This window comes from Acinetobacter gerneri DSM 14967 = CIP 107464 = MTCC 9824, from assembly GCF_000368565.1.
Classification (GTDB): domain Bacteria; phylum Pseudomonadota; class Gammaproteobacteria; order Pseudomonadales; family Moraxellaceae; genus Acinetobacter; species Acinetobacter gerneri.
The window spans coordinates 251,412-265,539 of record NZ_KB849533.1 but is presented as its reverse complement, the minus strand read 5'-3'; the positions used below and the strand labels follow the sequence as shown (position 1 = coordinate 265,539).

The 14,128-nt window shown below is 37.3% G+C and carries 14 protein-coding genes; 7 read left to right on the top strand and 7 right to left on the bottom strand.

Annotation, left to right across the window (positions count from 1 at the left end; all coding sequences use genetic code 11):
* The first annotated feature begins 35 nt into the window (after positions 1-35).
* On the top strand, positions 36-1,115 hold the full coding sequence (gene leuB / locus F960_RS01550; RefSeq protein WP_004855334.1) for a 3-isopropylmalate dehydrogenase: 1,080 nt from the start codon (positions 36-38) through the stop codon (positions 1,113-1,115).
* A gap of 61 nt (positions 1,116-1,176) precedes the next feature.
* Here the strand turns inward: leuB and F960_RS01545 are convergent, their stop codons facing one another.
* Positions 1,177-1,542: a hypothetical protein gene (locus tag F960_RS01545; protein WP_004855332.1), complete on the bottom strand. Its 366-nt coding sequence runs from the start codon at positions 1,540-1,542 to the stop codon at positions 1,177-1,179.
* A gap of 180 nt (positions 1,543-1,722) precedes the next feature.
* Between F960_RS01545 and F960_RS01540 the strand changes: the two genes are divergently transcribed.
* Positions 1,723-2,085 (top strand): lysozyme inhibitor LprI family protein, encoded by a 363-nt coding sequence (locus F960_RS01540; protein WP_004855327.1) that lies wholly within the window; start codon positions 1,723-1,725, stop codon positions 2,083-2,085.
* A gap of 66 nt (positions 2,086-2,151) precedes the next feature.
* Here the strand turns inward: F960_RS01540 and infA are convergent, their stop codons facing one another.
* Positions 2,152-2,373 (bottom strand): translation initiation factor IF-1, encoded by a 222-nt coding sequence (infA, locus tag F960_RS01535; protein ID WP_004718087.1) that lies wholly within the window; start codon positions 2,371-2,373, stop codon positions 2,152-2,154.
* 230 nt (positions 2,374-2,603) lie between these two features.
* Between infA and F960_RS01530 the strand changes: the two genes are divergently transcribed.
* Entirely contained in the window at positions 2,604-3,611 is a 1,008-nt protein-coding gene (locus tag F960_RS01530; RefSeq protein ID WP_004855326.1) for an AraC family transcriptional regulator, read from the top strand.
* 293 nt (positions 3,612-3,904) lie between these two features.
* Here the strand turns inward: F960_RS01530 and truA are convergent, their stop codons facing one another.
* The 5 genes from truA to asd all read right to left on the bottom strand — a co-directional run bounded on the left by truA (position 3,905) and on the right by asd (position 9,460).
* Entirely contained in the window at positions 3,905-4,702 is a 798-nt protein-coding gene (gene truA / locus F960_RS01525; RefSeq protein WP_004855323.1) for a tRNA pseudouridine(38-40) synthase TruA, read from the bottom strand.
* A 9-nt stretch (positions 4,703-4,711) separates the two neighbouring features.
* Positions 4,712-5,704 carry an asparaginase domain-containing protein gene (locus F960_RS01520; RefSeq protein WP_004855322.1) on the bottom strand — a complete coding sequence of 331 codons (993 nt, stop codon included), beginning with the start codon at positions 5,702-5,704 and terminating at the stop codon, positions 4,712-4,714.
* 52 nt (positions 5,705-5,756) lie between these two features.
* Complete coding sequence (gene fimV / locus F960_RS01515; protein ID WP_004855317.1) at positions 5,757-6,785, bottom strand: T4P machinery localization factor FimV; 1,029 nt, start codon at positions 6,783-6,785, stop codon at positions 5,757-5,759.
* Positions 6,786-6,817: 32 nt separating this feature from the next.
* Complete coding sequence (locus F960_RS01510) at positions 6,818-8,188, bottom strand: type IV pilus assembly protein FimV (RefSeq protein ID WP_004855314.1); 1,371 nt, start codon at positions 8,186-8,188, stop codon at positions 6,818-6,820.
* A gap of 153 nt (positions 8,189-8,341) precedes the next feature.
* Complete coding sequence (asd, locus tag F960_RS01505; RefSeq protein WP_004855310.1) at positions 8,342-9,460, bottom strand: aspartate-semialdehyde dehydrogenase; 1,119 nt, start codon at positions 9,458-9,460, stop codon at positions 8,342-8,344.
* A 189-nt stretch (positions 9,461-9,649) separates the two neighbouring features.
* On the opposite strand from asd, the gene F960_RS01500 reads away from it, so the two are divergent.
* The 4 genes from F960_RS01500 to F960_RS01485 all read left to right on the top strand — a co-directional run bounded on the left by F960_RS01500 (position 9,650) and on the right by F960_RS01485 (position 14,121).
* Positions 9,650-10,771 (top strand): endonuclease/exonuclease/phosphatase family protein, encoded by a 1,122-nt coding sequence (locus F960_RS01500; RefSeq protein ID WP_004855309.1) that lies wholly within the window; start codon positions 9,650-9,652, stop codon positions 10,769-10,771.
* Positions 10,772-11,241: 470 nt separating this feature from the next.
* On the top strand, positions 11,242-11,559 hold the full coding sequence (locus F960_RS01495; RefSeq protein WP_004855303.1) for a hypothetical protein: 318 nt from the start codon (positions 11,242-11,244) through the stop codon (positions 11,557-11,559).
* A gap of 1,299 nt (positions 11,560-12,858) precedes the next feature.
* The gene (locus tag F960_RS01490; RefSeq protein ID WP_004855295.1) at positions 12,859-13,326 is read left to right on the top strand and encodes a Csu type fimbrial protein; all 468 of its coding nucleotides are present in this window, start codon (positions 12,859-12,861) and stop codon (positions 13,324-13,326) included.
* A 72-nt stretch (positions 13,327-13,398) separates the two neighbouring features.
* On the top strand, positions 13,399-14,121 hold the full coding sequence (locus F960_RS01485) for a fimbrial biogenesis chaperone (protein WP_004855290.1): 723 nt from the start codon (positions 13,399-13,401) through the stop codon (positions 14,119-14,121).
* Positions 14,122-14,128 lie beyond the last annotated feature (7 nt).

Here is a 14,128-nt window from a genome sequence, read left to right as displayed (position 1 = left end):
AGTTTCAAACTGAATTTATAAACATGGAATAACAGATGTCTAAACAAATCTTGATTTTAGCAGGTGATGGGATCGGTCCTGAAATTGTGGCTGCTGCTGAAAAAGTCCTTACACGTGTCAATGAAAAATTCAATTTAGGTTTAACTTGGGAACAGGGTTTACTTGGTGGTGCAGCGATTGATGCACATGGCGAACCGTACCCGAGTGTTACATCTGAACAAGCAAAAAAAGCAGATGCAATTTTACTCGGTGCTGTTGGCGGTCCTAAGTGGGATACGATCGAACGCTCGATTCGTCCAGAGCGTGGCTTACTTAAAATTCGTAGTGAATTGAATTTATTTGCAAATTTACGTCCTGCGATTTTATATCCACAGCTTGCAGATGCTTCAAGTTTAAAACCTGAAATCGTTTCAGGCTTGGATATCTTGATCGTTCGTGAATTGACTGGCGGTATCTATTTCGGTCAACCACGTGGTATCCGTGAACTTGAAAATGGCGAAAAACAAGGTTATAACACTGACGTTTATAGCGAATCTGAGATCAAACGTATTGCCAAAGTTGCTTTTGAACTTGCGGGACTTCGTGGGGGTAAAGTGTGTTCAGTTGACAAAGCTAACGTACTTGAAGTGACTGAGCTTTGGAAACAAACAGTAACTGCGCTCAAAGAAGAACAGTATTCAGATATTCAGCTTTCACACATGTATGTTGATAATGCTGCAATGCAATTGGTTCGTGCACCGAAACAATTTGATGTGATCGTAACAGGTAACTTGTTCGGTGATATCTTGTCTGACGAAGCTGCAATGCTTACTGGTTCTATTGGTATGCTTCCATCTGCATCATTAGATGAAAATGGTAAAGGTATGTATGAGCCATGTCACGGTTCAGCACCTGACATCGCAGGTCAAAACAAAGCAAATCCATTGGCAACGATTTTATCTGTGGCGATGATGCTTCGTTATACTTTCCGTGAAGAAGCTGCTGCTAAAGCGATTGAAGATGCTGTGGGCAATGTCTTGGATCAAGGCTTACGTACAGCTGATATCATGTCAGAAGGCATGAAAGCTGTTGGTACATCTGAAATGGGCGATGCGGTGGTTAGTGCTTTAGTTTAAAATCATGATGTTAAAAAACGCAGCTCTCGCTGCGTTTTTTTATGCCTGAAATAATAAGCAATTAACAAGCCTTGCCCTCATACGAAATTGATCTAGCAATACCATTTTCTAAATTGAAAATAACATGACATTTCAAATTAAGATCATAACTGTTTGCTGATGATGGGAGAGGATTGTTGAGATCAGAGCTTTGTGCAATTGGAATATTCATCGGCTGATATAGGGTATAAATCAACTGATTGTTGTGTTGAATGGCTTGAGCGCTTTGATAACCTAGACTTTTAAAGTTTAGTTTTTGTTGAATATCAGCGCTACTCATGCCGAGATAAGAAAGTAAATAGGCATGCAAATCGACAGGGCGCAGATCAGTAGTTTGACAGGCTGTTGCCAATATCGCAAAAGTTAAAATGATCAAGTGCTTTTTCATTCTCAACTCCAAACTAAATTTTATTGACAATAAACTCGTATTTTAATCCTTATTTTTGGATAGAATATATACAAAGTGATAAAGCTGATAAGCAGCCTATCCTAAAAATAATCTTTTAGAATTTCTAAAGATAAAAGAATCAAACATAAATATTGCATGATTGAAAAAAGGTGTTAAAACATGAAAAAAATTTTATTGGTTTTAAGTTGTTTAGGCTTCTCTGGACTGGCTTTTGCTGACAACTGCGATAGTACGAGAAATAATTTTGATGATATTTATTGTACAAATAAAGTCTATGCAAGCGCAGATGCAGAGCTGAATAAAAATTATCAAACATTACGAACTAAATTGAACGCTAACCAGAAAAATATCTTAAAACGCTCTCAGGTCGCTTGGATTAAAGAAAGAGATGCAGAGTGCAGTCATGGTTCATCTGTGGATGTACAGTGCCGCCTGAGCCAAACACAAGATCGTAATCATTGGTTACAAGAACGTTTACGTGAATGTAAAACGATTGGCTGTAAAACCAGTGCTTTAAATTAAGCGATTTATATTCATTTGTTACAAAAAAAGCCACGTCATGTGGCTTTTTCTTGCTTCGACTAAAACTTAGCGCGCACGGTATGTAATACGACCTTTAGTCAAATCGTATGGTGTCATTTCAACCTTAACATTGTCGCCAGTTAAAATACGGATATAGTGTTTACGCATTTTACCTGAAATGTGGGCAATCACTTCGTGACCGTTTTCTAAACGTACACGGAACATAGTATTAGGAAGCGTTTCGGTGACAACGCCTTCGAACTCGATAAGTTCCTCTTTATTGGCCATAGCCTACCTGATGATCAAATTGGAAAGGCGCAAATTATAGGCAATTTTTTTGAAAAAAACAAGACAAAGCGCGGTGTTGTTGGCATAGATGCATTCAAAATAATCGAAAGTACAGATAAAAATATTCAACAAAAAATTGCATAGACCTGTTGTCAGTTTGGTCAATCGACTGTAATCTAAATTGTATGTTTTTAAGTATAAATGAATAACATACAAGGAAGGGTGATTAAGTGGGTCAGCTAACGGATGCTTCGGTTGTTTTACGATTAGGCTATCAAGCGATTCGACGTGCTGGATTGCCAACTGAAGATATATTAACTAAAGCAGGTGTCGCGCTCAATCAAGTCGAACAAAATGCGCGTACACCTTTAAGTGCTCAATATGCGTTCTGGATCGCAGCAGAAGAAGTAAGTCGCGACCCAGATATTGGTTTGCATCTAGGTGAACATCTACCACTTTATCGTGGTCAGGTGATCGAACACTTGTTTATTAGCAGTGAAAATTTTGGTGAAGGATTAAAACGAGCGTTGGCATATCAACGCTTGATTAGTGATGCTTTTCATGCACGTTTAGTGATTGAAGATGGTCAATGCTACCTGACCAATGGTGAACAGCCTTGGGCAGAAAGTATTGTCAATCGACATTTTTCAGAATGTGCTATTTCTGGCATCTTGCGCTTCTTTAAATTTATTACAGAAGGGCGTTTTGAGCCGTTGTATATCGACTTCAACTTTAGCCAAGGTGCAAAAGAAGAAGAATATTTTCGAGTCTACGGTTGCCCAGTCAGTTTGGGGCAAAAAGAGACGCGACTTTATTTCGACCAATCGATTTTAGATTTTCCTTTATGGCAAGCTGAACCTGAGCTTTTACAATTGCATGAACAACTTGCGATTGAAAAACTTCAAGAGTTAGCACGCTATGATTTGGTCGGTGAAGTTCGCCGTGCGATTGGCTCTACGCTAGAAAGTGGTGAAACGACGCTAGAAACGGTTGCTGCTCAGCTTGCGATTACGCCACGTCGATTGCGTACTCAATTGTCTGAGGCAAATACAAGCTTCCAGCAAATTCTTTCGGATTATCGTTGTCGTTTGGCTAAGAAATTATTGGCGAATACCAATGAAAGTGTCGAAAGAATTGTTTACCTCACAGGTTTTTCTGAACCGAGTACGTTCTATCGTGCGTTTAAACGTTGGACCAATGAGACGCCAGTTGAATATAGAAAACGTAAACAGCGATAGGTTATTCGCTGTTTGAAAAATGAAATTGCGATGGAAAATTTCATTTTTATCAAATGATTTTCTATCGATCGCATTTTTATTTGAGCTTTGCTTGGTCTAGCCAAGTAAGCGTACTTTTGACAGCGCAAAAGTATCAAAATCCATTGTTGGTCTGAGGGGTATATTCTTATACCCCAGCCCAATAAATGGCATTCTGCTTTTTTAATCATATCTGAATGATTTGTATAAAACTTCATCTACTTTATAGTAATAGTTACGCTCGTTTATTTAGCTCTCTAGCATTTATATAAAGCTTACTCAGGCATATTGAGCCAATGCGGACCTAAGGCTACTTGAGGTAGGTCAAACTGTTCGGGATAAAAAGCCTGTATGAAATATAAACCATCAGGCGGAGCAGTAATCCCTGCAGCTTTACGATCTTCTGCTGCAAATATTTCATCGATATGATCTATGTCATACATGCCTTGCCCAATTTCAAGCAAGCAGCCAACGATATTACGCACCATGTGGTGCAAGAAGCCATCCGCTTGAATATCAAGAACCAGATAAGCCCCATGTTTGATCAATCGACAATGTGACACAGTACGAACAGGTTGATTGGATTGGCAAGATGCTGCACGGAAGCTTTCAAAATTATGTGTGCCTTCAAACTTTTTCGCAGCTTCAATCATTTTGTCTGCATCTAAATCATAAAAAGCATGCGTGACTTGTTTATGGAGCAGCGCAGGGCGATTGGGTGAATTGTAAATCACATAACGATAACGACGTGCTTGCGCTTTAAAACGTGCATGAAAATCAAAGTCCATTTCCTTGATCCATTGGATCGCGATATCTTTTGGAAGTTGACTATTTGCACCCATTAACCAACCACGAATCGGGCGAATGGCTTGGGTATCAAAATGTGCCACCATATTGGTTGCATGTACGCCTGCATCGGTTCGCCCAGCACCATGCAAAATAATCGGTTCATCTGCAATTTTGCTGAGGACAGTTTCAATACTTTGTTGAACGCTTCTCACGCCAGCTTGCTGAGTTTGCCAACCTCTATAACGAATGCCACAAAACTCAATACCTACCGCAAAACGTTGCATACCAAACCTCTATTCAGCTGAATCAAACCAATGATCATGCCATTGTTGTGAAGTTGGGTATTGTAAATAGATTTTCAAAATTTTGGCATAAAGATCTGCAAGACTTGCACAATCATTTGTCAAAATTTCAGCATTTTTGATCCATTGGCTAACAGAATAACGCTGATCCATACCACCTAAAGGAACTTGCGTCGTTAGAATGGTTTGGCAAGACCGTTGTTTTAATTGTTTGAAAATCTCAATGATTTCATCGTCAACATTTAGATTTCCTGTGCCATATGCTTGGATCACTAGAAAGTCAGGAGGGTTAACAAGGAGCTGTTTTAAATTGTCAGCAAATTTTTCTTTACTGATCGGGAGCATCATCCAGTTCAAGATATTTAGCTGTTCAGCTCTTTGAAAATGCTCATTTTTGATCAGTAATGGTTCATTGAAATGAGGAGGTTGCTGATTTTGTTCAAGATCATGATCGTGTTTTTGCCCACGAAATGCATCAAGTGCTGTGGTATGAACTTTGAGAACGGTGCTGGCATGAAAAACTTGATGATAAAATGCCAAATAAACACCATTTGTAACTTTAACTACTTGATCTAATGCGCTGTTGAGATTATCGATTGCATCAGTAAATTCGCGAGTATCATTACCTTCGATATTGAGCAAAGGATACTGACTACCTGTCAAAATCACACGACATGAAGACTGCAGAAAACGTGACAAAACCGCAGCTGCATAACTTAGCGTGTCTGTTCCATGAATAATCACGAAATTTTCGTAGCCTGCAAGTTGTAGCTCTTGTATTTGTTGAATCAGTTGCAACCAGTCTTTCGCTGTTGCGGCACTGCTATCAAGAATATTTTTGCTGATGAAACAATCAATTTGCTGTTGATTTGGCAAAATACGTTTTAGCTTTGGAATAAAGCTTTCGTGAGGCATCGGGCTTAATGGCTCACCAATACAGCCAAAGGTTCCACCTGTATAAATTAATGCAATTTTCTTTGTCATAGTTTTAAAGCGGCCATGTTGGAATGACCGCTTTATCTTAAAACGAAAAATTTTATGATGCCATGCTGTTTAACAAATTTTGTGATTGTTGACGTTGTAAATCGTTATATTGCTGCTCTTGTTCTGAGATCAAACGTGATGCCGCATCAAATGCACCAAGTTTTATATAGTGTTCCGCAAGAATCAAATTCAATTCGACTTCGTCACATGTTGTTGCTTCTGGGTAAATTTTGCTGATCGGATCAATAGGGGATTTGATGGGCTGAATTTCAGTGTTATTTTCAAACTCTGCAGCAGCATCTGAAAATGCCACATCAAGCTCTATATTTTCTGGCTCATTGAAACTGGATTGAGCGCTATCTTCACTGATTTGATTTGGTTCAGGCTCTACTGTTTCGATGACAAATTCTAAAGCTTGGCGCTCGGGTTGGGCTTCTGTTTTTGCAATTGAAATATCTGATTTTTGTTCAAACTCAAGATAGGTAAATAATGGTTGTCCTGTCGCCGTCAAATCAGCATTCGCCTGTTTGGCTAGTACTATTTCCTCATCAAAGATTGGGCTTTGATCCGAACGGTGAGTTTCTGGAAATTCATCTTTTGATGGCTGTAGTTGTGCCGCTTTTTTTGCTTGGATTTGGGCTAATATGTCTTTTTTATTGGCATTTTGCAGATAGTTAATCAATTGCTCAATTGCCATTTGATCTTCAAGTTCTAAATGAATATCAAGTAGATATAGAAATAAAACAGCAGAATCAGGGTGTTGTTTGAGGGTTTTATTGATGAGTGCTTCCGCAAGTGAAAATTTCTTTTCACTGATCAATAACTCGATATTGTGAATCGTAAGGGGGTTGATTTGTTGCAGTTCTTGCAAAATATTGCTGTTTAGCGCCGTTTGATTGGTTTGCGTTGGGGTTGCAGTACTTGTTGTTGCTTCCGAAGGGGGAGGAGCTTGCTCGGACTCCTGTATTTTTTGCGCACTTTTGGAGGCTTGAGTTGGTTTTTCATTAAGTTTATTCGATTCACGTTTTTTTAAAATGAATAAAATAATTAACAAGATCGCAAATGGAATGACATACCACATAAAATTTCCCCATTAAAAATTCAAATACGCATTTAAATCGATTTTTTGACAGTTTTATCTGTCTTATTTTGCTTTGAAAGCTGTAGTTGCAACTGTGCCAATTTTTCATTGAGCAATTTAATCCGAACTTCTTTTTGCTTTAATGCAAGCTCAGATTGAGTTACAGATTGTTGTAAATTAAGTGTTTGTAGGCGCATGTTTTTGATTTTATTATTCACAGCTGGCGCTTTATTTTGATTTGAATTTTGGCTACTGAGCTGTTGTGTATTGTTTTGCTTATCAGTGACCAAGGTCATTTCAGCTTGATCTAAGCGATATTTTGTCGCATTGCCTGTTTGTTGAAATTGGCTTTTGCTTGTAGCTGTCGATGCTCTCGTTGTCGGTTTTTGTGAGGAACGAGTCGCATAAAGATTGAGTGCTACACCTTGTCTGAGTCGATTGGCATTGCCATTGATAAATGCATGCTGATTATTGCTTTGGATTTCTCGCATGACATCACTGACATTGCGTTTGGATTTGACAGCGATCTTTTGCGCGATACTCCATAAGCTTTCGTTGGATTTGACGATATGCTTTTGTGAATGTTGCTTTTGCGGATTGGACGGCTGACTTTTTGCGATCGGATGAGCAGTAGACGGATACTTGGTCAATTGCTTTGGTGTGTTTTGCTTAGAATCTAAGGGGGCGACAGGATTGTTTTGTTCTGCTAGCGCTGTTTGAGATGTTGGGTTGATTGAGATTGCATTGCTATTGCTTGTGAACGCATTTGCACTGCTCGATGCAGTTTGATTGCTAGACAAGGTTTTAACTAAGTTTTGCGTGGAGACACTTTGCAATGCAGGTGGTATCCCTGTGCTCATCACCAAAGGGGAGTTGTTATATGTTTCTTTATTGGTCGGGCTCAACGTTTCTGGTTTGTGTCTGCTACTTTCGGCGAGATTGAGCGCAATATCTCGTTCACTGACCAATACAATCGGTTCAAGTCGCTTTTCAGTCATACTATTTGTTTGAACAGTTGCATTTTGTGGTTTATGCATCGGCATTTTAATTTGTTGTATGCGCGCTGCATTACCTTCAACGACTTTGATCACAATATTGAGATCGCTATCGATAATAGGACGTGTCGAAGTAATCACAATGACACCTGAGCCATCAGCATTTCGACGGGTATAAAAATTTAGACTGCCAGGAATGCGCTGAGCTAAGCCTGTTGCTGTTAAATCTGCATCTAATGCAAGGTTAACTCGAATAGCACTCGACATATCTGAATTTTTAAATGGAATTTCAGCATACAAAAGCTCGCCAGCGCCAGATTGAATCTGAGTCTGTTCCAAAACAATTGCATGCGAATGCGTACAAATCCCCAATAAAATGGCAATTTTAATAATTTTATAAATAGTCATTACGATCCAAAAAACGATCAAAAAATGATGACAAATCCCCAATGTTTTACATGTTATAAGAATGTGATGATTTCACAAGACATTCACAAAAAAAAAGCCGATCAAATGTGATCGGCTTTTCATTCTTGAACTAAAAAATGCGGATTAATCTAATTAAGCGTTTTTATAGTCAATTAAAATACGAAGCATACGACGTAAAGGCTCAGCGGCACCCCAAAGTAATTGGTCACCTACAGTGAAAGCACCAAGGTATTCTTTGCCCATATTGAGTTTACGTAAACGACCTACTGGAACAGTCAAAGTACCTGTTACCGCAACTGGAGTTAAATCCGTTACAGACGCTTCTTTGGTGTTTGGAACAACTTTAGCCCATTGACTTGATTGGCGAATCATATCTTCAATCTCATCAAGTGGCACATCTTTACGAAGTTTGATGGTTAACGCTTGTGAATGGCAACGCATTGCACCAATACGTACACAGTGACCGTCGATAGGCACGATTTGAGAGTTGCCTAAGATTTTGTTGGTTTCTGCTTGACCTTTCCATTCTTCTTTAGATTGACCATTTTCAAGCTGTTTATCGATATAAGGAATCAATGAACCCGCCAATGGCACACCAAAGTTAGCAGAAGGGAAGCCTTCGCCACGTTGCAAGTCTGCGATTTTGCTGTCGATGTCTAAGATTGCCGATTTTGGATCGTCTAGCAAATCTTTGGTATTGTTATATAAATAACCCATACCTGAGATCAACTCACGCATGTTTTGCGCGCCAGCACCAGAAGCTGCTTGATAAGTCATCGCAGTCATCCATTCCACCAAATTTTGTTGGAATAAAGAGCCGATACCCATCAACATCAATGAAACTGTACAGTTACCACCAACAAAAGTTTTGGTGCCTTTAACCAAAGAATCTTTGATCACGCTTAAGTTTACAGGATCAAGTACGATCACTGCTTCATCATTCATACGAAGTGTAGATGCTGCATCGATCCAGTAACCATTCCAACCCTCAGCTTTGAGTTTTGGAAAAACTTCAGATGTATAATCGCCACCTTGACAGGTAATAATGACATCCATTTGCTTCAGACTGTTAATGTCCGTCGCATCCATAAGTGCTGGGGCAGTTTTACCACCAAAAGCAGGAGCTTCACCACCTGCGTTACTGGTAGAGAAATAGAACGGCTCAAAATGAGCAAAATCATTCTCTTCAACCATACGTTGCATAAGGACGGAACCAACCATCCCGCGCCAACCGACCAGACCTACTTTCATGTCATTTTGCCTCGGTGCGTTAATAAAAAATAAAAGGGGGGCTTGAGTGTATCAAAAGGACGTGTAACTGCAATAGCGTACACAATCAAAACACAATTATATTGTGCAATATATCTTGTTTATGTTACATGCAAAACTGATATAAATTTATGAATAGATAAAAATTTAAGAATACAAGAGAGCATTTAAATGATATGGATCGAAATACTTGCTGGATTGGTGATTTTACTTAGTTTTTGGTCTCTCATCCCACGTGATGAATGGTGGTTTCGAGGTGCTGATTTCCCTCGCTTGCAAATCGTTGTTGTGGGGATTATCGCATTCATATTATTGATTTTTTATCAGGCTGAATGGAATCTCAAACGACAAATCATTTTGTTACTACTTATTGCAGCTTTGATTTATCAGTTGAAAATGATCTTGCCCTATACATTTGTATGGAAAAAACAGGTTAAACAGGTTCGTACAGAACAGCTCAATCCCGAACAGCAGATTTCTATATTGGTTAGCAATGTGTTGACGCCCAATGATCAATATCATTTATTGATTGAACAGATTCAAACATTAAAACCTGATTTAGTATTGACGCTTGAAACAGATCAGACATGGCAAAATGAACTTTCTGTGATTGAGTCAGATTATCCTTATCGAGTTCCAGTGCCTTTGGACAATCTTTATGGCATGCATTTATATAGTCGTTTAGAACTTAAAGAAACTGAAGTTAAATTTATCTTGAGTAATGAAATTCCTTCGATCCATAGCACTGTGGTTTTGCGCTCAGGACAAGAGGTCAAGATTTACTGTTTACATCCCAAACCGCCAAGTCCAACTGAAGCGAAAGAATCCACACTCAGAGATGCTGAATTGTTGATCGTGGGGGATCATATAAAAGATCGTGATGAAAGTAGCATCGTGTTGGGTGATTTAAATGATGTGGCTTGGTCGCGAACAACACGTTTATTTCAACGTGTGAGTGGACTATTAGATCCTCGTGTTGGGCGAAAATATATCAATACATTTCATGCGAAATATCCTTTGTTACGCTGGTCACTGGATCATATTTTTCATTCAACAGATTTTGCTTTAGTCGAAATGCACAGAGTACCTTTTGTAGGGTCTGACCATTTTCCAGTTTATGTCGTATTGCAGACAGGGCGTGTATTTGAACAAGTACAAGAGGAGCTGGAGCAAAGTGCTGCAGATGAACAGGAAGCTAAAGACGCAATTGAAGATGGGATCGAAAAGGCTGAAAAGGAAGAGAAAATAGTGACTGATGAAATCGCACAAGAGCACAAGATGGATATGAAATAAAAGTTGAAAAAGATATTTAATATTCATGTAAGCAATTTCTTACAAGGATTTAGGCGCAAGCGGATAGTATAACATTCGCAGTTGGCTTACTCTTTAATCATCGGCACACGGAGTAGGGAAAGGATTAATCCCATTAAGGAAGACGACGCCGTTGGAAGAACCATCATGGATATGATGTAGACATGGATAGCATACAATAAAAAATAATGATGAAAGCACAACCTTATTAACCCGAGTTTTGCAGGGAGCAGAACTCGGGTTATGCTTTTATTGGGGGGCTGAAAAGGCCAATCCAAGATATTAAACCATACAATTAAAAGCCCAATTATCCTGATAACAACAAAAATGCATATTTACTCAGATCACTTTGACATATAATCTTGCGCATATCTGCTATGCAAAGAGTCTAAGATTCTTAAATTTAAATATGTCGATTAAGTATTTGTATTTAAAAATAAAAAAGAGTGAATATGTTTGTATCTAAAATTGAAGAAATTTCTACGAGTATTAAACATTTAACGGGCTTAAGCACTGATGCATTGTTGATTTATTTGGGCTTAATCCTCTACTATATCATCGCTGCAATCGACAAAAGACAGCTCAAATCGAATATTGCTTTGACTGTTACATTTCTAATCGCTCTGGCGTTGGAGATATTTAACAGCCGTGTAGATATCTTTGGGCGGGGGTATTGGCGAGTTGGTGCAAGCATACATAACATCGTCTTGATGATCTTTTTACCTTATGTACTGTGGGCAATGGCGAAATTTAGAATCTGGAAAGGATAAATTTCACTTTATTAAAAGTGCATTATTTTCATCATAACTTTTTATTATGCGCATTCATTTAATATGGATGCGATGAATTTGCACTGCCCAGCATAAATTATCTAAGAAAACGCTATATTTGATAAAAAATGATCTATCGACATGCCGCCCTTTGCTTTTACGCCGTTTTTTAATCCTTCTTTAAGCCCTACAGCCTAGATTTATCATTTCTGCAAAGATCACATGTTTTGCATTTTCTAGGGCTTATCAGCTGCAATGAGATATGTAGAACATCTGCTACATCGCTAATTTTTAAAACCTACGTTGCAAATATGACACGATATTGGCTTTAAATATATGGGCTGGATCGGGCATGAATCGTAAAAATCTCGCAAAATTTAGATTGTGTTTAATAAAGGAGCTGATTTTTGAAAAAATCGGCTTAAAAATTCAGCATAAAAAGAATAAAAAATATTCGTTAAAAGAAAAGAGATAAAATATAAATAACGTGAAAAATAAACGCAAATTTGATCTAAATTTAGGCGCATTTTGGTGAACTGTTTCACAGAATATTGATAGATTTTTCATATAAAAAATGAATCATTATTCAGATTGAATATTGTAAATGAAAACACAACAATTCAGCCAGTAAATATATTGACATTTAAACAATATTTTGAATTTAAATTTAAATAAGAGTGAGATTAATTGTTATTTATATTTTTAAAATGATCCGTATAAAAAATACGATTATTAAGAAAAAATTGAGTTTTAGCTCTAATTTAATATTTCATTTTCATATTAAATTTAAAAATAAGAACAATGCTTATAAGCTGAGATCCTTACAACTTTATTTATAAGCAGTTTCAAAAAAAAATAAATTAAAAGTTAAAATTCCCTTAAAAGATATTGTTTTTATAGTAATTTTATTTCACTTTATACTTGCATAGTTTATTTATACTAAAAGCATTATCTGTTTTTATTTGGAAAATTGACATATAAATTCGTTTTTTCTTATAAGTGTTTTATGCTAAAAATTTAAAATATTAAAATTTAGAAAAAATTGATAATTTTTAGTCTAAAAAATAGACAAATGAATCATTTTTTTCATGCTCTCATATTGTGATAAAAACATTGCCAATCTACATCTAAAAGCTTGGTATTTTAAAGATAATGTTAATTTGTGTAACATTTTAATCGAAAGTTACACTAATAATGATGGGAAAAATATATAAAATGAATATTTACACAGCAAATTTTAAGTCTATAATGCGAGCATAAATTGTATGATCTTTCATCTATTCTGGACGCACTACTCTGATGAGAAATTTTCTTGTATCTTCTTTAATTCTTGGTTCTTCTTTGGTTGCTTTGAACACAAATGCAGCGGGCACTGACAGCACAACTTTTCAAGTAAAGATTACTGTTAATGAATCTTGTAAATTTACCAATGCACAAGATGTGAACTTCGATGCTATTGATCGTTCTACTGGTAAACAAAATACTGCTACTGGTCAGCTCGATATTACTTGTACTTTAGGTACGCCATATAAAATCGCTTTAAATGGTAATGGTAAAATGAGTAATGCTTCAAATTCTGGTAGCACGATTGCTTATAACTTATTCCAAGATGCTCAATATTCACAAGCATGGGATAAAAGCAATACTTTAGCCAATACTGGTTCTGGTAACTCTCAAGCTTTGACTGTTTATGCAAAACTTACTGGCGAGAATAACGTTGAAGCAGGTAACTATTTAGATACAGTAACAGCAACTGTTACTTACTAAGTTTTATAAATGAGCTGAGACATTTAACCAGTTTAATTGTCTAGTTCGTTTTGATTTGAAGAGGGCACAATCTTGAATAGTCTTGTACGTTTCATATGTAGTAGTGCATTTGTGCTTTCTTCAATGTCGACTTTGGCTGCAAGTTTGCAAGTTGCACCCATTTCATTGCAGTTTTCAACTACTGAAAATGCAAAAGAAATTTGGTTGACCAATACCAGCGATAATCCCATTCATGCGCAAACTCGTGTGCAAGAATGGACACAGAGTCAGGGTAAGGATGTACTTGTCCCGACTAAAAATATTGTTGCTAGCCCGATGGTGACTGAAATCCCAGCAGGTGGTAAGCAATTGATTCGTGTCATAAAAATATCACCTCTGCCAAATACGCAAGAGCAAACATATCGTTTGATCATTGATGAATTGCCGAGTGCAAAAAATAATGATCAATCAGGTTTACAGCTTTTATTGCAATATTCGGTGCCTGTATTTTTTCAATCTAAAAATGATATTGCCAGTAAAAATGGGCAAACATCTTTAAGTCAGGTTGAATTTGTCTTTCAAAATCAGCAATTAACTGTGAATAATCACGGTAATAGTCATATTCGTATTAGCCAACTCAATTATATCAATCCCAATGGTGACAAAATTCCAGTGGTGAAAGGTTTACTCGGCTATGCTTTGGCAAATCAAAGTATGAGTTTTGACATACCAAAATTAAAAGAAATGCTTGCAAATGGACAGTTTGAAGCACGTATCAACATGGACGGCCAACCTCAAATCTTGAAAATGAAATAAGCCTTCC

Excerpts from the sequence above, each read along its gene's own strand:
- leuB (WP_004855334.1), top strand. The coding sequence starts at position 36 with ATGTCTAAACAAATCTTGATTTTAGCAGGTGATGGGATCGGTCCTGAA.
- F960_RS01545 (WP_004855332.1), bottom strand. The coding sequence starts at position 1,542 with ATGAAAAAGCACTTGATCATTTTAACTTTTGCGATATTGGCAACAGCC.
- F960_RS01540 (WP_004855327.1), top strand. The coding sequence starts at position 1,723 with ATGAAAAAAATTTTATTGGTTTTAAGTTGTTTAGGCTTCTCTGGACTG.
- infA (WP_004718087.1), bottom strand. The coding sequence starts at position 2,373 with ATGGCCAATAAAGAGGAACTTATCGAGTTCGAAGGCGTTGTCACCGAA.
- truA (WP_004855323.1), bottom strand. The coding sequence starts at position 4,702 with ATGCAACGTTTTGCGGTAGGTATTGAGTTTTGTGGCATTCGTTATAGA.
- F960_RS01520 (WP_004855322.1), bottom strand. The coding sequence starts at position 5,704 with ATGACAAAGAAAATTGCATTAATTTATACAGGTGGAACCTTTGGCTGT.
- fimV (WP_004855317.1), bottom strand. The coding sequence starts at position 6,785 with ATGTGGTATGTCATTCCATTTGCGATCTTGTTAATTATTTTATTCATT.
- F960_RS01510 (WP_004855314.1), bottom strand. The coding sequence starts at position 8,188 with ATGACTATTTATAAAATTATTAAAATTGCCATTTTATTGGGGATTTGT.
- asd (WP_004855310.1), bottom strand. The coding sequence starts at position 9,460 with ATGAAAGTAGGTCTGGTCGGTTGGCGCGGGATGGTTGGTTCCGTCCTT.
- F960_RS01500 (WP_004855309.1), top strand. The coding sequence starts at position 9,650 with ATGATATGGATCGAAATACTTGCTGGATTGGTGATTTTACTTAGTTTT.
- F960_RS01495 (WP_004855303.1), top strand. The coding sequence starts at position 11,242 with ATGTTTGTATCTAAAATTGAAGAAATTTCTACGAGTATTAAACATTTA.
- F960_RS01490 (WP_004855295.1), top strand. The coding sequence starts at position 12,859 with ATGAGAAATTTTCTTGTATCTTCTTTAATTCTTGGTTCTTCTTTGGTT.